Genomic DNA, 18,435 nt, shown 5'->3' with positions numbered 1-18,435 from the left:
CCACCCCGCGCGGGGTGGCGGCCCTCCTGCGTGCGCCGCGCACTTAGAGGCGCGAGCTGGTGGCCCGGTCGGTGGCGTCGGTGTCGGTGGTGGCAGCGGCCCGCCGGCGCCGCTTGCGCCCACCGCCGGACGTCCGCCGCTGCAGGTGCTTGGCCACCTGCTCCAGCAGCAGGTTGATGACGATGTAGATGAGCCCGATGACGAAGTAGGTCTGCAGCGGGTTGTCGAGCGCACCCCGCAGTCGTCCGGCGACCTGGCCGAGGTCCACGATGAGGGCCAGGACGATGCTGGCCAGCGCGGTGTCCTTGAGGATGACGACGAGCTGGCTGATCAGCGCCGGCAGCATCGAGCGGACGGCCTGCGGCAGCTGGATCGCACGCATGACCTGGCCGCGCGTGAGACCGACCGCCAGGCCCGCCTCCACCTGCCCGGTGGGCAGCGACAGCACACCGGCCCGCACGATCTCGGAGATGATCACGCAGTTGTAGAGGGTCAGGGCGATGACGAGCGACACCTCGGGGCCCTGGTGGATCCCCACCGTCCGCATGAGGACGTCGACGTACAGGATCGTCACGATGACCGGCAGGCCGCGCAGCAGCTCCACAACGGCCACGAGGGGAGCACGGGCGACCCGCCCGAGCGAGAGCCGGGCGGCGGCGATGACCATGCCGATGACGAGCGAGAGGACCACGGCGAAGAAGGCCGCCCGCAGCGTGACGACGAGCCCCTCGGCGATCCGGGCCCACACCAGCGGGAACTGCTCGTCGGAGGGGTTGATCAGCGGGTTCCACAGCTCGGCGTCGAACTGGCCGCGCTCGGCCAGGCGCAGCGCGGCGGCGACGAGCAGCGCCAGCAGGACGAGGCCCGCCACGACGCTGCCGATCAGCGTCCTGCGGCGCGCCTTGGGGCCGGGGGCGTCGAAGAGGACGGCGGTGGGCTGGCTCACCGGGCCACCGCCAGACGGCGCTCGGCCAGCGCGAGCAGCGCCGCGGCCGAGAGGGTCATCACCAGGAAGCCGATGGCGACGCCGGTGAGGATGGGCAGCTGGGGGTACCCCTGGGCGCTCGTCAGGCGCGCGTAGACGCTGAAGAGCTCGCCGCCCACGCCGAGGGCGCCGACGACGGCCGAGTTCTTGATCATGGCGATCAGCACGTTGCCGACCGGCGGGACCACGGCCCGCAGCGCCTGCGGCAGGATGATCAGCCCGAGCGTCTGCCGGAACGTCAGGCCGATGGCCCGCGCCGCCTCCGCCTGCCCGCCCGGCACGGTGGCGATGCCCGAACGCACCGCCTCGCACACGAAGGCGGAGGTGTAGAGGACCAGCCCGATCACGCCGAACACGTAGTAGGAGGCGTTGACGCCGACGGTCGGGATGCCGAAGGCCATCGTGAAGAGCACGAACGCCAGGGGCGTGTTGCGCAGCCACGTCACGTAGAAGGTGCCGAAGCCCCGCAGCACCGGCACGGGCGAGACCCGGAACACCGCCAGGACGGTGCCCCAGGCCAGGCTGCCCACGGCCCCCCACGCCGCGATCCCGAGCGAGCGCAGGAACCCGCTCCAGAAGAGGTCGATGTTGTCGATGACCGGCTGCACGCTCGGGCCTCCACCGGGTCGCTGAGAGGGGAGCACGAGGAGGGGCGGCGGCCACGCCGTCGGGGCCGCCGTCCCCCCTCGTGCGCTGGGGGGCGGGGTGCCGCGCTGCGCGGCACCCCGCGTGTGGGGTGGGAGGGCTCAGACGCAGGGGTCCGGCTCGGGCAGCGCGGGCGTCTCGGTGCCCTCGTACTGCCCCACCGTGGAGGCCCAGGCCTCCTCGTAGTAGCCCTCGTCCGCGGCCTGCTGCAGCGACTCGTTGATGAACTCGCAGAAGGCCGTGTCGCCCTTCTCGATGCCGATGCCGTAGGGCTCGTCCGTGAACTGCTCGCCGACGAGCTTGAACTCGCCCTCGTTCTCCGCGACGTAGCCGGTGAGGATGACGTTGTCGGTCGTCATCGCCTGCACCTGGCCGTTCTGCATCGCCGCCACGCAGTCGTCGTAGACCTCGAAGGTCACGAGCTGGTCGGGGCCGGCGAGGTACTCGCGGATGTTCTCCGCCGGTGTGGAGCCCGTCACGGAGCAGATCTTGACGTCCGGGTTGGCCGCGAGGTCCTCGGGCCCGGTGATCGTCGTGTCGTCCGCGTTCACCATGATCTGCTGGCCCGCCACGTAGTACGGCCCGGCGAAGGTGATCCGCTCCTTGCGCGTGTCGTTGATGGTGTAGGTCGCCACCACCATGTCCACGGTGCCGTTCTGGATGAGCTCCTCGCGCTGGGCGCTGGGCGCCTCCACCCACTCGATGGCGTCCGCCGCGATGCCGAGCTGGGCGGCGATGTACTCCGCGATCTCGACGTCGAAGCCCTCCGGCTGGTTCTCGAGGTTGACCAGGCCGAAGCCGGGCTGGTCGAACTTCGTCCCGACGGTGATGGTGCCGGCCTCGCTGAGCTCGGCCATCGTCGTGCCGGCCTCGAAGCTGGTCTCGGTCTCGGGGCTCGGGGCCTCGGCGCCCTCGGTGGAGGTGTCCCCGCCGCACGCGGTGAGCGTGAGGGCGGCGACCACGGACCCGGTGAGCAGGGCGGTGCGGAACTTCCTCATGGGAACGGTGCCTCCTGGTGGTGTCGGTCGTTCGGGGTGCCGCGGGGCGGCGGTACCGCCGGCGGGCCGGCGGCGCGGTCGGCGATGCCTCAGTGGCTGAGGATCTTGGACAGGAAGTCCTTGGCGCGCTCGTGCTTCGGGGCGGTGAAGAACTCCTCCGGCTCGGCCTGCTCGACGATCTGGCCGTCGGCCATGAAGACGACGCGGTCGGCGGCGCGTCGGGCGAAGCCCATCTCGTGGGTGACGACGATCATGGTCATGCCGGACTTGGCCAGCCCGGTCATGACGTCGAGGACCTCGTTGATCATCTCAGGGTCCAGAGCGGAGGTCGGCTCGTCGAAGAGCATGACCTTCGGCTCCATCGCCAGGGCCCGGGCGATGGCCACGCGCTGCTGCTGCCCCCCGGACAGCTGCGCGGGGTACTTGTCGGCCTGGTTGGCGACCCCGACGCGCTCCAGCAGGACGTCGGCGCGCTTGCGGGCCTCCTCGGCGCTCACCCCGCGCGCCTTCACCGGCCCCAGGGTGACGTTCTCGCGCACGGTCTTGTGGGCGAAGAGGTTGAAGGACTGGAAGACCATGCCGACGTCCGCGCGCAGCTTCGCCAGCGCCTTGCCCTCGGCGGGCAGGTCCTCCCCGGCGATGGTGATGCGGCCGGAGTCGATGGTCTCCAGCCGGTTGATCGTGCGGCACAGCGTCGACTTGCCCGAGCCGGAAGGCCCGATGACGACGACCACCTCGCCCTCGGCCACCGTCAGGTTCACGTCGCGCAGCACGTGCAGGGCGCCGAAGTGCTTGTCCACGTGCTCCAGGCGGACCAGGGGCCGGCGCGCGGGGGCGCCCCCTGACGGGGTGGTGGCCGCGGAGGGGTCACTCATGCGGCCAGAACGTACAGGTACCGCGCACGGTGCTCACAGGACGGCGCGCCAGTGGGCAGATCGTGATCCGAGCGTGACGTCCGGGCGGTGACCTACCCTTGACGGCGATGAGCACGCCCACCGTCCCCCGCGCCGCCGGCACCACCGGCGAGGCCGCCGACAGCCCGCGCACCTACCAGGTGCGCACCTTCGGCTGCCAGATGAACGTCCACGACTCCGAGCGCCTGTCCGGGCTGCTGGAGGACGCCGGCTACGTCCGCTTCGACGAGGCGGGCGGGGACGGCCCGGCCGAGCCGGACGTCGTCGTCTTCAACACCTGCGCGGTGCGCGAGAACGCCGACAACAAGCTGTACGGCAACCTCGGGCACCTGGCGCCCGTCAAGGAGCGCCGTCCGGGCATGCAGATCGCCGTCGGCGGCTGCCTGGCGCAGAAGGACCGCGGCGAGATCGTCCGCAAGGCGCCGTGGGTGGACGTCGTCTTCGGCACCCACAACGTGGGCTCGCTGCCGGCGCTGCTGGAGCGCGCCCGGCACAACGCGAAGGCCCAGGTGGAGATCCTGGAGTCGCTGGAGGTCTTCCCGTCCACCCTGCCCACCCGCCGCGAGTCCCCCTACGCGGCCTGGGTGTCCATCTCCGTGGGCTGCAACAACACCTGCACCTTCTGCATCGTGCCGAGCCTGCGCGGCAAGGAGAAGGACCGCCGACCCGGTGACGTGCTCGCCGAGGTCGAGGCCCTGGTGTCCGAGGGCGTGCTCGAGGTGACGCTGCTGGGGCAGAACGTCAACACCTACGGCGTGGAGTTCGGCGACAAGCTCGCCTTCGGCAAGCTGCTGCGCGCCACCGGGGGGATCCGGGGCCTGGAGCGGGTGCGCTTCACCAGCCCGCACCCCTCCAGCTTCACCAGCGACGTCATCGACGCCATGGCCGAGACGCCCAACGTCATGCCGAGCCTGCACATGCCGCTGCAGTCGGGGTCCGACCGCGTGCTCAAGGCGATGCGCCGCTCCTACCGGCGCACCCGCTTCCTGGGCATCCTCGAGGAGGTGCGCGGGCGGATCCCGGACGCGGCGATCACCACCGACATCATCGTCGGCTTCCCCGGCGAGACCGAGGAGGACTTCCAGCAGACGCTGGAGGTCGTCGCCGAGGCGCGCTTCGCCAGCGCCTTCACCTTCCAGTACTCCCCGCGACCGGGCACGCCCGCGGCCACCATGGGCGAGCAGGTGCCCAAGGCCGTCGTCCAGGAGCGCTACGAGCGCCTCACCGCGCTGCAGGACGAGATCGCCTACGCCGAGAACCGGGCCCAGGTCGGCCGCACCCTGGAGGTGCTGGTCGCCGAGGGCGAGGGGCGCAAGGACGCCGCCACCCGCAGGTTGTCCGGGCGCGCGCCGGACAACCGCCTCGTGCACTTCGCGCTGCCCGAGGGCGCGGACGCGCCCCGCCCGGGCGACGTGGCCACCGTGACGATCAGCCGCGGGGCCCCGCACTACCTGGAGGCCGACGTCACCGACGCCTTCGCGGTGCGCCGCACCCGTGCCGGCGACGCGTGGGAGGCGCGCCAGGCGCGCCCCGAGCCCGCCGGGCCGAGGCCCGTCGGCCTGGGGTTGCCCACGCTGCGGCGTCGCTGACCACCGTGCGCCGCAGGGCCCCGCACCGTCGAGGTGCGGGGCCCTGCGGCGTGCCGCTGCGTCGCGCCGGTGTCACATCGGCGGAGGCGTGGCCGGTCCCGGCTCGGGGTCCGGGCCCGGCGCGGGGCCGGGGTCGGGCAACGGCGGCTGGCCCGGTGTGCCGGGCTGGGGCACCGGGCTCGGCGGCTGCGGCGTCGTCGGCGGTGGGGTGGGGATCGTCATCTCGTCCTCCTGACGTGTCGGACGTGCTCGTTCCCGTGCTGCTCGTTCCCGTGCTGCGCGCCCGCCTCAGCGGGCGGGACCGGACATCGGCGTGCCGTCGGTGCGCGTGCCGCCCCGCATCGGCGTGCCCCAGCCCTCGAACTCCGGGCGCACGCCGGCGGCGCGCTGCCACCCGCTCTGCGCCACCCGCGTGGCCCGGTCCAGGGGGCCGGCGTAGCGGCCCTCGGTGCGCTCGTTGACGAACGTCGTGGCCTTGCGGATCACCGTGTCGGCCTGCCCGGAGTGCTGGCCGGCGAACTGCCCCGCCCGCGTGCGGGCCTGCTCGGCGGCCACCCGGGCCTGCTCCACGGCCTCGTCCAGCTTCAGCCCCAGGAACTTCATGGTGCCCACGGCTCCTCCTCGCGTCCTCGGCGTCCTGCCGCGCCGGCCGGCGCGTCCCTGCACCCCCAACTCTCTGCCACCATCTGCGCGTGGGCCAGTCGAGATCACCGCAACCGCTGCCCGCGCCGCCCCTGCCGGTGGTGGCCGTCGTGGGGCCCACCGCCTCCGGCAAGTCCGACGTCGCGGTGGCGCTGGCGCACCTGCTGCCCGGGGGCGCGGAGGTCGTCAACGCCGACGCCATGCAGTTGTACCGGGGGATGGACGTCGGCACCGCCAAGCTGGCGCCCGAGCAGATGGGGGGTGTGCTGCACCACCTGCTGGACGTCCTCGACGTCACCGAGACCGCCGACGTCGCCACCTACCAGCGGCAGGCCCGCGCCGCGTTCGAGGACGTCGCCGCGCGCGGCCGCACCCCGCTGCTCGTGGGCGGCTCGGGCCTGTACGTGCGCGCCGCCCTGGACGACCTGCGCTTCCCGGGCACCGACGCCGCCGTGCGCGCCCGCTGGGAGGCGCGCCTGGCCGACGTGGGCCCGCAGCGCCTGCACGCCGAGCTCGCCGAGCGCGACCCCGGCGCCGCGGCGCGCATCCTGCCGTCCAACGGCCGCCGGATCGTCCGCGCCCTGGAGGTGGGGGAGATCACGGGCCTGCCGTTCGCCGCGTCCCTGCCCGAGCAGCGCTACGTGCGCCCCGCCGTGCAGGTGGGCCTGGCCGTGCCGCGCGAGCAGCTCGACGGGCGCATCGACGCCCGCGTGCGCCGCATGTGGGACCACGGCCTCGTGGCCGAGGTGCGGGAACTGGAGGCGCGGGGGCTGCGCCGGGGCCTGACCGCCTCCCGAGCGCTGGGCTACGCCCAGGTCCTCGACGCCCTGGACGGCCTCACCACCGAGGAGGAGGCCGCCGAGCTCACCGCCCGCCTCACGCGCCGCTTCGCCCGCAAGCAGGAGTCCTGGTTCCGCCGCGACGAGCGCGTCCGCTGGCTCGACGCCCCCGACGGCGCCGACCCCGGTGAGCTGGCCGAGCGGGTGCTGGACCTGCTGGCCGTAGAGTCGGCCGCGTGAGCGAGCAGAGCCCCGCCGGAGGCACGGGCACCAGCGGCACCAGCGGCACCGCCTTCGCGAAGGGCCACGGCACCGAGAACGACTTCGTCCTCGTCGCCGACCCCGAGGGCACCTGGGACCCCTCCCCGGACGTCGTCGCGCGCCTGTGCGACCGGCGCGCCGGCATCGGCGGGGACGGGCTCATCCGCGCCGTGCGCAGCGCCGCCCTGCCCGCGGGCGCGCACCTCGCCGCGCGGGCGGAGTGGTTCATGGACTACCGCAACGCCGACGGCTCGGTCGCGGAGATGTGCGGCAACGGCGTGCGGGTGTTCGCCGAGTTCCTGCTCGCGGAAGGGCACCTGCCCGCCGAGGCCGGGGACGGCCGCTGGTTCACCGTCGGCACCCGGGCCGGGCTGAAGCGGCTGCGCCGCGAGCCGGACGGGCGCTGGACGGCCGACATGGGCCCCTGGCGGCTGACCGGCGGGCAGCGCGCGCTTGCCGACGGCTCCGACGCGCGGGTCGCCGTGGCGGGCCTGGACGGCGTGGTGCGCCCGGCCCTCTCGGTGGACCTGGGCAACCCGCACACCGTCGTCGCCCTCGCCGAGGCCGCCGAGCTGGACCACGCCGACCTGGTGCACGCCCCGCAGGTGGACCCCGCGCCCCCGCACGGCACCAACGTCGAGCTCGTCGTGCCGCTGCTGGCGGTGGACGTCACCGGCGACCACGTCGCCGACATCGGCGACGTGCGCATGCGGGTGCACGAGCGCGGCGTGGGGGAGACCCGCTCCTGCGGCACGGGCGCGTGCGCGGCGGCGCTGGCCACCCGCGCGTGGGCCGGGGCCGGCTCACCGGACGTGTGGCGCGTGGAGGTGCCCGGCGGCGAGGTCGTCGTCACCGTGGGGGAGGGCTCCACCCTCGTGGAGGGCACCGTCTGGCTGACCGGGCCGGCCGTGCTGGTCGCCACGGGCACGCTGGCGCCGCAGCTGCTGACCGAGCCCGCCTGAGGACCGCACGAGGCCCGCTCGACGTCGTCCGGCCCTCCCGCTCGGGGTCGTTCAGCCGCGGCGCACGGTCAGCACCCGGAAACCCTTCGAGGACGTGGTGCGGGTCGTGCCCGCCCCCGGCAGCGCGGCGGGCAGCTGCGCGTCCAGCCACCGGTGCAGGGAGTCCGCGCCGAGGTTCTTCTGCACCACCAGGTGCGCCTCGCCGCCGGGGGCCAGGCGCGGCAGCCAGTGCAGCAGCAGCTCGTGCAGCGCCTCCTTGCCCACCCGGATGGGCGGGTTGGACCACACCCGCTCGAACACCACGTCGCCGGGCACCTCGTCGGGCAGGCGGGCGAGCACCTGCACGCCCAGCCGCTGCGCGTTGCGCCGCACCAGGTCGAGCGCCCGCTCGTTGACGTCCACCGCCCACACCCGCCGCCGCGGCTGCCGAAGCGCCAGGGTCAGCGCCACGGGCCCCCACCCGCACCCCAGGTCCAGCACGTCGCCGGTCGCGTCCGGCTCGTCGGGCACCAGGGGCAGCAGCACCGAGGTGCCGGGGTCCAGCCGCTCGGCGCTGAAGACGCCACGGGCGGTCTGCACGGTCACCGTGCGCCCGGCCAGCTCCACCTCGACGTCACGACGCTCGTCGGCCGTGGCGGGCCGGGCCGTGAAGTAGTGCTCGCCCGCCGTCCCGCCCGCCTGCCGGCCCGCCTGCTCGTCGTCCGCCCGGGTGCTCGCCACGCAGGAGAGGGTAGGGCGGTCCGGGAGCGCTGCTGCACGCCCGCCGCGACCCGGCCCCGCCGGGTCGCGGCGGGGCCGGCACCTCCTGCGATCCCCGCGCTTCCCGGAATCCCGTGGACCCCTCGGCCGTTGAGAAGGATGCTGGTACCTCAACCCGTGAGGGACCGCACGACCTGGGAGGTCCATGAACCACCGCTCTTCGCCGGTCCGGCCGTCCGCGACGCAGCAGTCGCAGGACAGCGTGGAGGTGGACGTGCGCGGCGACGCACCCGACACCCCCCGCGCGACGGACCGCGACGCCGAGTTCGACCGCGCGCTGGCCCGCATCCTGACGGGCCACGACGACGCGGTTCCCACGGGTGGCGACGAGGCGGCGGACGGTGCCGGTGAGCGCGACTACGACGGCGACCAGCTCGACCTGGCCGACCGCCGCGCGCTGCGCCGGGCCGCCGGCCTGTCCACCGAGCTCACCGACGTCACCGAGGTCGAGTACCGGCAGCTGCGCCTGGAGCGCGTCGTCCTCGCGGGCGTGTGGTCCAGCGCGGACTCCAGCCGGGCCGAGGCCGAGGTGTCCCTGCAGGAGCTGTCGGCCCTGGCCGCGACCGCCGGCTCCGACGTCCTCGCGGGCGTTCTGCAGCGCCGGTCCACCCCCGACCCGGCCACCTTCCTCGGTGCCGGCAAGGCCGCTGCCCTGGCGGACCTCGTCGCCGCCGAGGGCGCCGACACCGTCGTCTGCGACGGCGAGCTGTCCGCCTCGCAGCGGCGCGGCCTGGAGGACATCGTCAAGGTGAAGGTCGTCGACCGCACGGCCGTGATCCTCGACATCTTCGCCCAGCACGCCAAGAGCCGGGAGGGCAAGGCCCAGGTCGAGCTGGCCCAGCTCGACTACCTCCTGCCGCGACTGCGCGGCTGGGGCGAGTCGATGTCCCGCCAGGCCGGTGGTCGCGTCGCCGGCGGTGCGGGGATCGGCTCGCGCGGCCCCGGTGAGACGAAGATCGAGCTCGACCGCCGCCGCATCCGCTCCCGCATGGCCAAGCTACGCCGGGAGATCCGCGGCATGGGCACGGCCCGCGACGCCAAGCGCTCCCTGCGCGTGGCGCGCGCGGTGCCGTCGGTGTCCATCGCCGGGTACACCAACGCGGGCAAGTCCTCGCTGCTCAACCGCCTCACCGGGGCGGGCGTGGTGGTGGAGTACGCGGTGTTCGCCACCCTGGACCCGACGGTCCGGCGCGCGCAGACGCCGGAGGGCCGCCCCTACACGCTGGCCGACACCGTCGGCTTCGTGCGGCAGCTGCCCCACCAGCTGGTGGAGGCGTTCCGCTCCACGCTGGAGGAGGTCGCCGAGGCGGACCTCGTCCTGCACGTGGTCGACGGCTCGCACCCCGACCCCGAGGGCCAGCTGGCGGCGGTGCGCTCGGTGCTGGCGGAGGTCGGTGCCGACAAGGTCACCGAGCTCGTCGCGATCAACAAGGCCGACGTCGCCGACCCGGAGGTGCTGCAGCGGCTGCTGGCCCGCGAGCGCGGTGCCGTCGTGGTCTCGGCGCGCACCGGCGAGGGCATCGAGCAGCTGCGCGAGCGGATCGCCGAGCTGCTGCCGGTGCCGGACGTGGAGGTCGAGGTGTGCGTGCCGTACGAGCGCGGTGAGCTGGTGCACCGCGTGCACACGACCGGCCAGGTCCTCGTCGAGGAGCACACCGCTGCCGGGACCCGGCTCCAGGCGCGGGTGCGTCCGCGGCTGGCGGCCGAGCTGGCGCCGTTCCGGCTCAGCGGCGCCCCCGTCTGAGCCGTTCCACGGTGTCCCCAGCCCGATCCGGCCCTCGGGGCCCGGCGGGGCTGGGGACGACGTGCGGGGTGGGCCCGCGCATCGGCGAGGATGGTCCGGTGAGCGCGCCCAGCCCCGAGCAGGTCCACGAGGAGGCCGGTGGCCAGGGGGCCACCGGCCTCCTCGACGCGGTCGTGGAGGCCCTCGGCGGGCAGCGTCGCGAGGGGCAGGCCCGCATGGCGCAGGCCGTCGCCGGGGCCGTCCGCGACGAGCGGCACCTCCTGGTGCAGGCCGGCACCGGCACCGGCAAGTCGATGGCGTACCTGGTGCCCGCCGTGGCGCACGCCGTGCGCGAGGGGTCCCGGGTGGTCGTCACCACGGCCACGCTGGCCCTGCAGGCGCAGGTCGTCGAGCGCGACCTGCCGCGCCTGGCCGGGGCGCTGACGCCCGAGCTGGGCCGCGAGCCCACCTGGGAGCTGCTCAAGGGCCGGGCGAACTACGTGTGTCGCAACAAGCTCGACGGGGGTTTCCCCGTGGAGGAGGCCGCGCTGTTCGACGTGGCCGCGCCCGCGGGGGACTCCGGCGCCGGTGACGCCGGCCGGCTCGGCCGGGAGGTCGTGCGGTTGCGGCAGTGGGCCGCGAGCACCTCCACCGGCGACCGCGACGAGCTCGACCCGGGCGTCAGCGACCGCGCCTGGCGCCAGGTGTCCGTCTCCGCCCGCGAGTGCCTGGGCTCGCAGCGCTGCCCCGTGGCCGCGGAGTGCTTCTCCGAACGCGTGCGGGCCCGCGCCCGCGAGGTCGACGTCGTGGTCACCAACCACGCCATGACGGCGATCGACGCGCTCGAGGGCTCCGGGCAGCTGCTGCCCGAGCACGACGTCCTCGTGGTCGACGAGGCGCACGAGCTGGCGGACCGCGTCACCGCCGTGGCCACCGCGGAGCTGTCCGCCGCCGTGCTGGGGGCCGCCGCGCGCCGGCTGCGCCGCGCGGCCGGCATCGTCGGCGAAGCCCTGGAGGACGCCGGTGCCGCGTTGGAGGCGGCCCTGGAGGACGCCCCGCCCGGGCGGCTGGAGAGCTGGCCCGAACCGCTGGCGGAGGCCGTGCGCGCCGTGTGCGACGGCGCCCGCACCGCGCTGAGCGACCTCAAGACCGCAGGGGAGGGTGCGGTGAAGGAGGAGGACGCCGAGGCCCGCGGTGCCCGGCACCTGGCCCGCGCCGCCGTGCAGGAGGTCTTCTCCGTCGCCGAGCGTCTCGCCGAGGGCTCCGAGCACGACGTCGCCTGGGTGACCGCCGGCGGAGCCGGCGGCCGCGCCCCTTCGCTGCACGTGGCGCCGCTGTCGGTGGCCGGGCTGCTGCGCGAGCGGGTCTTCACCGACCGCACCGTGGTGGCCACGTCCGCCACCCTCACCCTCGGCGGCTCCTTCGACCCGGTCGCGGGTGCCTTCGGGCTGCGCACCGGTGGGCGCGACCGCGCCCCGTGGACGGGGCTGGACGTCGGCAGCCCCTTCGACTACCCCCGGCAGGGGATCCTCTACGTGGCCCGGCACCTGCCGCCGCCGGGTCGCTCGGGCGTGGCCGACGCCGTCCTCGACGAGCTCGCCGCGCTGCTGGACGCCGCAGGTGGGCGCACCCTGGGCCTGTTCTCCTCGCGCCGGGCCGCCGAGGAGGCCGCTGCCGGGGTGCGCGAGCGCACCGGCCGCACCGTCCTGTGCCAGGGCGACGACCGGCTTCCGCGCCTGGTGCGCCGGTTCGCGGACGAGCCGGCGACCTCCCTGTTCGGCACCCTGTCGCTGTGGCAGGGCGTGGACGTGCCCGGCGCCGGCTGCCAGCTCGTGGTGATCGACCGCATCCCCTTCCCCCGCCCGGACGACCCGCTGATGTCGGCGCGCGCCCGGGCCGTGGACAGCGCCGGCGGCAACGGCTTCCTGTCGGTGTCCGCCGCCCACGCGGCGGTGCGGCTCGCGCAGGGCGCGGGGCGGCTGGTGCGCGCGGCCGGCGACCGCGGCGTCGTCGCGGTCCTCGACCCGCGCCTGGCGACGGCCCGCTACGGCGGCTTCCTGCGCGAGAGCCTCCCGGCCTTCTGGCCCACCGCCTCGCCCGAGGTGGCCCGCGAGGCGCTGCGCCGGCTGGACGCCGCCGCGGCTGCGCCGGGCGGGTGAGGATCCGGGGCGGACAGGCCCCGGGGGCTGACCGCGCAGCCGTCACCTGGCATCCTCGGTCCGTGGCCACCGTCGGCTTCCTGCACACCGCGCACGCCCACGTGCGCGCCTTCCGCGACCTCCTGCACCAGCGCGACGACACGGTCGACGACCGGCACCTGGTGGACACCGGGTTGCTGTCCGGCGCCCGCGAGCACGGCGCGGCGAGCGTGCGCGCGGCCCTCGCCGACCGGCTGCGGCGGCTGGTGGCCGAGGGCGCCGACGTCGTCGTGAGCACCTGCTCGGAGACGGGTCCGGAGGCCGAGCGCGTCGGCGCCGAGGTGGGCGTGCGGGTCCTGCGCGTGGACCGGCCGATGGCCGAGGCCGCGGTGCTGGCCGGGCGGCGCATCGCCGTCGTCAGCTCGCTGCCGCAGGCGCGCGCCACGGTGCTCCCGCTGCTGCAGGAGTCGGCCGCCGCGACCGGGAGGACCGTCGAGCTGGTCGACGTGCGCTGCCCGGGCACCTGGTCGGCCTTCGAGGCCGGGGACGTGGTGACCTACGTCACCTCGGTGGCCGAGGTGGTGCGGCGCTGCGTGCGCGCCGCGTTCCCGCCGGTGGACGTGGTGGTGCTCGCGCAGGCGAGCATGGTCGACGCCGCGCCGCTGCTGCGGGACCTGGGCCTGCCCGTGCTCACGTCGCCGCGGCTGGCGGTCGAGGCGGCGGTGGAGCTGGTGGTACCGGTCGGCCGCTGACGGGCGCAGCCCCGCGGGTGCCCCTCAGAGGCTGCGCAGCACCGCCGTCACGCGCCCCAGGACCACCGCGTCGTCGCCGTCGATCGGCTCGTACAGGTCGTTGCGCGGAAGCAGCAGCACGTGGCCGTCCCTGCGCTGCAGCACCTTCACGGTGGCTTCCCCGTCGATCATCGCGGCCACCACGTCGCCGTTCTCGGCCGTGGGCTGCTGGCGCACGACGACCCAGTCGCCGTCGCAGATCGCCGCGTCCACCATGGAGTCGCCGACCACCCGCAGCATGAAGTGCTGCCCGGCGCCCACCAGCTGAGCGGGCAGCGGGAAGACCTCCTCCACCAGCTGCTCGGCGAGGACGGGGGCGCCGGCCGCGATGCGCCCGACGACGGGCACGTACGTGACGGCGGGCCGTTCGTCGGCGGCGGTGGCCCCCTCGCCGGCCACAGCGCCGTGCGCCGGCGCAGGGGCGACGACCTCCAGGGTGCGCGGGCGGCGGGGGTCCTTGCGCAGGTACCCCAGGCGCTCGAGGGTCTTCACCTGGTGGGCGACACTGCTGGGGCTGGTGAGCCCGACCGCCTGGCCGATCTCGCGCATGCTGGGCGGGTACCCGCGGCGCTCCACCGCCTCCCGGATCGTCTCCAGGACCCCGCGCTGGCGTGCTGTGAGCCCCCCGCGGTCGGGGTGGCCGTCGGGCAGCTGGTGCACCGACGCCCCGGCCGCGCCGGGGTCGTCCCGGTCCTCGCCGTGCAGCAGGTCCGTCACGTCCACTCCCCGTCGTCCCACGAGCACCGCGGCGTCCCGCGGCTGCGATCACGCTACTCGGGCGGGCCCCGGACCTCAAACACGTGTTCGAACGTGTCGCGCCGTGCCCGAGGTGCGCCGGAGGGCGCCGGGGCGGCGGGCCGTGTCGGGGGCGGGTGGCAGCGTGCGCACGCCGCCCCCCCCGCGGGGTCGCGCGCGCCGCGCGCCGGTCGTGCGCGGGGCTTGCGCACCCCCCGCCGGGCGGTGGTAGAACAGCCCCGCCCGTTCGAACACCCGTTCGACCGGGCTCCCGAGCCGGAGGTCCTCACCCGTGAGCAGCACCGCCCTCGCCCTCTCACCCCTGGCGCCCGGCCACCGTCCCGTGCGCGCCCGCCGGGCCCCCGGGGGCCGTCCGTCCCCCGCGGTGCGCTGCGCCGCCGCAGCCCCCCGCGGGCCCGTGCGCCGTCCGTCCCGCGCCCCGCGCCGGGCCCTGCGGCTGACGCGGCGCGGACGGCTGGCCGCCACGTGCACGACGGCCGGCGTGCTGGCCGGCGTGGTCCTGGCGGTGTCGGCGGCGGTGGGCGGGCCGGCCGCCGCGGGCGGGGTGCCGGGGCGCGCCCCGCACGTCCTGACGGTGCTGCCCGGGCAGACCCTGTCGGAGATCGCCACCGAGCTGGCGCCGGGGGAGGACTGGCGGGAGGTGGCCGCCGAGATCGCCGAGGTCAACGGCCTGTCGTCGCCGGCCCTGCGCGCGGGGCAGCGGCTCACCCTCCCCGAGCTGGACTGATCGGCGCCCGGCCGTGCGTGGTGTCCACAGCAGCCGGGGGCAGGTTGCCGACGCCGACACCGGCGACGTACCGTCACCCCACGATCAGGACCCTGGGCCGCCCCCGGGGACGGCGCCGCCCGCCCGGGCGGGGTCCGGGGCGGGCGGCCGGGGCGCCGCGTGGGAGGAACCAGGGGTGCACTGCCCGTTCTGCCGGCACGCCGATTCGCGCGTGGTCGATTCGAGGACCACCGAGGACGGCAGCAGCATCCGCCGGCGCCGCCAGTGCCCCAACTGCTCCAAGCGCTTCACCACGCTGGAGACCGCGAGCCTGGCCGTGGTGAAGCGTTCCGGCGCCAGCGAGCCGTTCAGCCGGGCCAAGATCGCCACCGGTGTCCGCAAGGCCTGCCAGGGGCGCCCGGTCAGCGAGGACGACATCGCGCTGCTGGCGCACCGCGTCGAGGAGGCCGTGCGCGCCCAGGGCGCCGCCGAGATCGACGCCCACCAGGTGGGTCTGGCCACCCTGCCCTTCCTGCGCGAGCTCGACGAGGTCGCCTACCTGCGCTTCGCGTCGGTCTACCAGGCCTTCGACTCCCTCGCGGACTTCGAGGCGGCCATCGAGCAGCTGCGCGCCGAGCGCAGCGCCGCGCTCGAGCGCGCGGACGGTGCGCCGGCGGCCGTGCGCGGCTGACCGCGGCCGCGCGGGCCCTGGGTCGGCACGCGGGCCCGGCGGGGCGAGAATGGGCCCATGCTGGATCCCGGGTCGCTGTACACCCTGCAGGGCACGCCGCCGGCGCTGGTCGAGCCCCACCTCGTCGTCGCGCTGTCGGGCTTCGTCGACGCCGGCAGCGCCGTGCGGCTGGCGGTGGGGCACCTGCGCGACGTCTGCGAGCACGAGGTCGTGGCCACCTTCGACGTCGACCAGCTGCACGACTACCGGGCGCGGCGCCCCACGATGACGTTCGCCGGTGACCGCTGGGCGGACTACGAGGCCCCCGCCCTGCAGCTGGAGCTGCTGCGCGACGCCGAGGGCTCGGCGCTGCTCCTGCTGAGCGGGCCGGAACCGGACGTGCAGTGGGAGCGCTTCACGCGCGCCGCCTGGCAGCTCGCCGACCGCTTCGGAGTCCGGCAGACCGTCGTGCTCAGCGCCGCGCCCACGGCCGTCCCGCACACCCGCCCCAGCGGCGTGACGGCCAGCGCCAGCCGCCCCGAGCTGCTGGAGGGGTACCGCACCTGGGACGTGGAGGCCCGGGTGCCCGGTCACGCGGCGGGCCTGCTGCACCTGCGCGGCGCCCAGGAGGGCCGGGACGTGCTGTCGGTGCTCGCCCACGTGCCGCACTACCTGGCGGCCAACGACTACCCCGACGCAGCGGCCGTCCTGGTGCGCACCCTGTCCGGTGAGACGGGCCTGGCGCTGCCGGTGGACACCCTGCTGGAGGCGGCATCGGCCACCAGGGTGGAGGTCGACGCCCAGGTCGCCGACTCCGCGGAGGCGGCAGCCGTGGTCAGCGCGCTGGAGGAGCAGTACGACGCCCAGGGCGACGAGGGGCGCGGCACGGGTGCGGCCAGCGCCTTCCTGCCCACCGCCGACGAGCTCGGCGCGGAGTTCGAGCGCTTCCTGGCGCACCGTGAGGAGGACCCCGGCGCGGAGTGAGGCCGCCGGTACGGGGCGCACCCGCGGCCCCCGACGCTCAGGTCGCGGCGGTGCGCGAGCCGGACGTGCCGGCGCTGCCGCCGCGCGCCCCCGACAGGTGGTGCAGCAGGGCCCGCGCGTAGGCGTCCGCGGGGTCGGCCGCCTCGAAGGCGTCGGCGCCGTGCTCGTCGAGCAGCAGCACCCGGTGCACGACGCCGTCGCCCACGTCGCGGCGCTCCAGCCGCGTGAAGCGCTCCCCGAGCAGCTCGCGCAACTGGTGCTCCGCCGGCAGCCAGCACGCTTCCGGCTGGTCCACCGAGTCCAGCGCCCACTCAGTCGTGCCGTTGAAGCCGATGACGCGGCCGGTCGGGTGGTCGTGGACCTCGACCGTCATGTCGCTGAGGGTGAAGACGTCTTCGTCCATGTCCCGGCCGGGGATGACGAACCTGTCCCCGGCGGCCGGGTGCCACTCCAGCCCGGCGGCCTTGAGCTGCAGCGCGAGATCGACGGAGATCACCGGCCCAGCATGGCCCGGGGCCGCCGGGAGCGCGAGGTGGCGGGTGGTTCAGCGCTGCGAGAGGCGCACCAGCATCTTCCCGGTGTTCTCCCCGCGCAGCATGCCGATCAGCGCGCCCGGGGCGGACTCCAGCCCTTCGCGCACGGTCTCGCGGAAGACGACCCGGCCCTGCGCGAGCCAGCCGCCGACCTCGCGCTCGAAGTCGGCTCGGCGCTCGGCGTGGTCGCCGACGATGAAGCCCTGCAGCCGCAGCCGCTTGCCGACGATCGAGAACAGGTTGCGCGGTCCGGGAGGGGCGGCGGCAAGGTCGCGGGGGGAGTTGTACGCCGAGACGCTGCCGCACAGGGCGAAGCGGGCGAAGTCGTTGGCCGCGGCGACGGCGGCCTCCAGGTGGTCGCCGCCGACGTTGTCGAAGTAGACGTCGATGCCGTCGGGGGCGGCCTCGGCGAGGGACTCCAGCACGGGCCTGGCCCGGTAGTCGATCCCCGCGTCGAAGCCGAGGTCGGCGGTGAGGTGGCGGGCCTTGTCGGGGCCGCCGGCGCTGCCGACGACGCGCCGGGCGCCGCGCAGCTTCGCGAACTGCCCCACGAGGCTGCCGACCGCCCCGGCGGCGGCGGAGACGAACACCGTGTCGCCCTCGCGCATCGCCGCCACGTCGAGCAGCCCGACCCACGCGGTGAACCCCACCATGCCCAGCGGGCCCAGAGCGGCGGTCTCACCCACGCCCTCCGGCAGGTCCAGCCGGCGCACCTGCCCGGCGGGCAGCACCGCGTGCGTGCGCCAGCCCAGGCCGTGCAGCACGAGGTCGCCGGCGCTGAAGCCGTCGGCGCGCGAGTCCTCCACGACGGCGACGGCGGCGCCGTCCAGCGCCTGCCCGAGCCGGTACGGCGGCACGTAGCTGGGGACGTCGTCCATGCGCGGGCGCATGTAGGGGTCGACGGACATGACGAGCGTGCGCAGCAGCAGCTGCCCCTCGCCGACGGCGGGCAGCTCGACGTCGGCGAGCTCGAAGTCGTCGGGGACGGGTTCGCCCTGCGGGCGGCGGGCCAGGCGGATCTCTCGGGCGTTCACGCCCCCAGCCTCTCCCCGCCGTGCCGCGCGGCGCGCGGCGGGGTAGACACGTCCCCGGACGAGGACCCCGCCACCCGCGGGGCCGGCAGGAACGACGGAGGGACGGACGACGATGGACACGCAGGTCGCGCGCGAACGGCTGCTCGAGTTGCGGCGCGAGCTGCAGGAGACGATCGAGGGCGTCACCTCGCGCATGGAGGCGGGTGTCACCGGAGACCTGCCCACGGGCGGGCACGACTTCGGCGACGAGGGCGCCCACGAGCAGCAGGCGGCGGAGCAGGAGGGCCTGCTGGACGGGGCGCGGCGCCGCCTGGACAGCGTGGACGACGCCCTCAGGCGCATCGAGGACGGCACCTACGGCATCTCGGTGGTCTCCGGCAAGCCGATCCCGGAGGAGCGGCTGGAGGCCCGCCCGGACGCCGCCACGCTGGCGGACGAGGAGCTGTGAGCGCTGGGGGGGGGGGGGGGGGGGGGGGGGGGGGGGGGGGGGGGGGGGGGGGGGGGGGGGGGGGGGGGGGGGGGGGGGGGGGGGGGGGGGGGGGGGGGGGGGGGGGGGGGGGGGGGGG

Annotated in this window: 19 protein-coding genes; 10 read left to right on the top strand and 9 right to left on the bottom strand. The window is 75.7% G+C overall.

Annotated elements, in window-relative coordinates:
* Window positions 1-43: 43 nt before the first annotated feature.
* The 4 genes from ACRYR8_RS18205 to ACRYR8_RS18190 all read right to left on the bottom strand — a co-directional run bounded on the left by ACRYR8_RS18205 (window position 44) and on the right by ACRYR8_RS18190 (window position 3,503).
* Window positions 44-946 (bottom strand): amino acid ABC transporter permease, encoded by a 903-nt coding sequence (locus ACRYR8_RS18205; protein ID WP_432484734.1) that lies wholly within the window; start codon window positions 944-946, stop codon window positions 44-46.
* The gene (locus ACRYR8_RS18200; protein WP_432484736.1) at window positions 943-1,593 is read right to left on the bottom strand and encodes an amino acid ABC transporter permease; all 651 of its coding nucleotides are present in this window, start codon (window positions 1,591-1,593) and stop codon (window positions 943-945) included. The genes ACRYR8_RS18205 and ACRYR8_RS18200 overlap by 4 nt, the downstream gene beginning before the upstream one ends.
* Before the next feature lie 138 nt (window positions 1,594-1,731).
* Window positions 1,732-2,628 (bottom strand): glutamate ABC transporter substrate-binding protein, encoded by an 897-nt coding sequence (locus ACRYR8_RS18195; protein WP_432484738.1) that lies wholly within the window; start codon window positions 2,626-2,628, stop codon window positions 1,732-1,734.
* Window positions 2,629-2,717: 89 nt separating this feature from the next.
* Window positions 2,718-3,503, bottom strand: a complete 786-nt coding sequence (locus ACRYR8_RS18190) for an amino acid ABC transporter ATP-binding protein (protein ID WP_432484740.1) — start codon at window positions 3,501-3,503, stop codon at window positions 2,718-2,720.
* A gap of 107 nt (window positions 3,504-3,610) precedes the next feature.
* Here ACRYR8_RS18190 and miaB point away from each other — a divergent pair, with 107 nt between their 5' ends.
* Window positions 3,611-5,131: a tRNA (N6-isopentenyl adenosine(37)-C2)-methylthiotransferase MiaB gene (gene miaB, locus ACRYR8_RS18185; RefSeq protein WP_432485916.1), complete on the top strand. Its 1,521-nt coding sequence runs from the start codon at window positions 3,611-3,613 to the stop codon at window positions 5,129-5,131.
* 288 nt (window positions 5,132-5,419) lie between these two features.
* Here miaB and ACRYR8_RS18180 read toward each other — a convergent pair whose 3' ends face one another.
* The gene (locus ACRYR8_RS18180; RefSeq protein ID WP_432484764.1) at window positions 5,420-5,734 is read right to left on the bottom strand and encodes an antitoxin; all 315 of its coding nucleotides are present in this window, start codon (window positions 5,732-5,734) and stop codon (window positions 5,420-5,422) included.
* A gap of 137 nt (window positions 5,735-5,871) precedes the next feature.
* On the opposite strand from ACRYR8_RS18180, the gene miaA reads away from it, so the two are divergent.
* Window positions 5,872-6,792: a tRNA (adenosine(37)-N6)-dimethylallyltransferase MiaA gene (gene miaA / locus ACRYR8_RS18175; protein WP_432484765.1), complete on the top strand. Its 921-nt coding sequence runs from the start codon at window positions 5,872-5,874 to the stop codon at window positions 6,790-6,792.
* A complete protein-coding gene (gene dapF, locus ACRYR8_RS18170; protein ID WP_432484744.1) occupies window positions 6,789-7,775 on the top strand; it encodes a diaminopimelate epimerase in 987 nt (328 codons plus the stop codon). Before miaA ends, dapF begins: the two co-directional genes overlap by 4 nt.
* 51 nt (window positions 7,776-7,826) lie before the next feature.
* Here the strand turns inward: dapF and ACRYR8_RS18165 are convergent, their stop codons facing one another.
* Window positions 7,827-8,495, bottom strand: a complete 669-nt coding sequence (locus ACRYR8_RS18165) for a class I SAM-dependent methyltransferase (protein ID WP_432484746.1) — start codon at window positions 8,493-8,495, stop codon at window positions 7,827-7,829.
* 184 nt (window positions 8,496-8,679) lie between these two features.
* On the opposite strand from ACRYR8_RS18165, the gene hflX reads away from it, so the two are divergent.
* From hflX to ACRYR8_RS18150, 3 genes are all read left to right on the top strand, one after another.
* Window positions 8,680-10,278: a GTPase HflX gene (gene hflX / locus ACRYR8_RS18160; protein ID WP_432485913.1), complete on the top strand. Its 1,599-nt coding sequence runs from the start codon at window positions 8,680-8,682 to the stop codon at window positions 10,276-10,278.
* A gap of 98 nt (window positions 10,279-10,376) precedes the next feature.
* Complete coding sequence (locus tag ACRYR8_RS18155; protein ID WP_432484750.1) at window positions 10,377-12,416, top strand: ATP-dependent DNA helicase; 2,040 nt, start codon at window positions 10,377-10,379, stop codon at window positions 12,414-12,416.
* Between the two features lie 62 nt (window positions 12,417-12,478).
* On the top strand, window positions 12,479-13,147 hold the full coding sequence (locus ACRYR8_RS18150; RefSeq protein ID WP_432484752.1) for an aspartate/glutamate racemase family protein: 669 nt from the start codon (window positions 12,479-12,481) through the stop codon (window positions 13,145-13,147).
* A 24-nt stretch (window positions 13,148-13,171) separates the two neighbouring features.
* On the opposite strand, the gene lexA is transcribed toward ACRYR8_RS18150, so the two are convergent.
* Window positions 13,172-13,903, bottom strand: a complete 732-nt coding sequence (gene lexA, locus ACRYR8_RS18145; RefSeq protein WP_432484754.1) for a transcriptional repressor LexA — start codon at window positions 13,901-13,903, stop codon at window positions 13,172-13,174.
* A 310-nt stretch (window positions 13,904-14,213) separates the two neighbouring features.
* On the opposite strand from lexA, the gene ACRYR8_RS18140 reads away from it, so the two are divergent.
* The 3 genes from ACRYR8_RS18140 to ACRYR8_RS18130 all read left to right on the top strand — a co-directional run bounded on the left by ACRYR8_RS18140 (window position 14,214) and on the right by ACRYR8_RS18130 (window position 16,302).
* Entirely contained in the window at window positions 14,214-14,669 is a 456-nt protein-coding gene (locus ACRYR8_RS18140; RefSeq protein ID WP_432484756.1) for a LysM peptidoglycan-binding domain-containing protein, read from the top strand.
* Between the two features lie 175 nt (window positions 14,670-14,844).
* Window positions 14,845-15,339 (top strand): transcriptional regulator NrdR, encoded by a 495-nt coding sequence (gene nrdR / locus ACRYR8_RS18135; protein WP_432484758.1) that lies wholly within the window; start codon window positions 14,845-14,847, stop codon window positions 15,337-15,339.
* A gap of 57 nt (window positions 15,340-15,396) precedes the next feature.
* Window positions 15,397-16,302 (top strand): proteasome assembly chaperone family protein, encoded by a 906-nt coding sequence (locus tag ACRYR8_RS18130; RefSeq protein WP_432484760.1) that lies wholly within the window; start codon window positions 15,397-15,399, stop codon window positions 16,300-16,302.
* 37 nt (window positions 16,303-16,339) lie between these two features.
* Here the strand turns inward: ACRYR8_RS18130 and ACRYR8_RS18125 are convergent, their stop codons facing one another.
* Window positions 16,340-16,798 (bottom strand): pilus assembly protein CpaE, encoded by a 459-nt coding sequence (locus ACRYR8_RS18125; RefSeq protein WP_432484761.1) that lies wholly within the window; start codon window positions 16,796-16,798, stop codon window positions 16,340-16,342.
* Between the two features lie 48 nt (window positions 16,799-16,846).
* On the bottom strand, window positions 16,847-17,869 hold the full coding sequence (locus ACRYR8_RS18120; RefSeq protein ID WP_432484762.1) for an NADP-dependent oxidoreductase: 1,023 nt from the start codon (window positions 17,867-17,869) through the stop codon (window positions 16,847-16,849).
* 112 nt (window positions 17,870-17,981) lie between these two features.
* Here ACRYR8_RS18120 and ACRYR8_RS18115 point away from each other — a divergent pair, with 112 nt between their 5' ends.
* Entirely contained in the window at window positions 17,982-18,317 is a 336-nt protein-coding gene (locus ACRYR8_RS18115) for a TraR/DksA family transcriptional regulator (protein ID WP_432484763.1), read from the top strand.
* Window positions 18,318-18,435 lie beyond the last annotated feature (118 nt).

Origin of the sequence: Kineococcus esterisolvens, assembly GCF_050871405.1 — a bacterium.
Lineage (GTDB): Bacteria > Actinomycetota > Actinomycetes > Actinomycetales > Kineococcaceae > Kineococcus.
The sequence above is the reverse complement of the archived record's forward strand: the minus strand, read 5'-3'. Positions and strand labels throughout refer to the sequence as shown.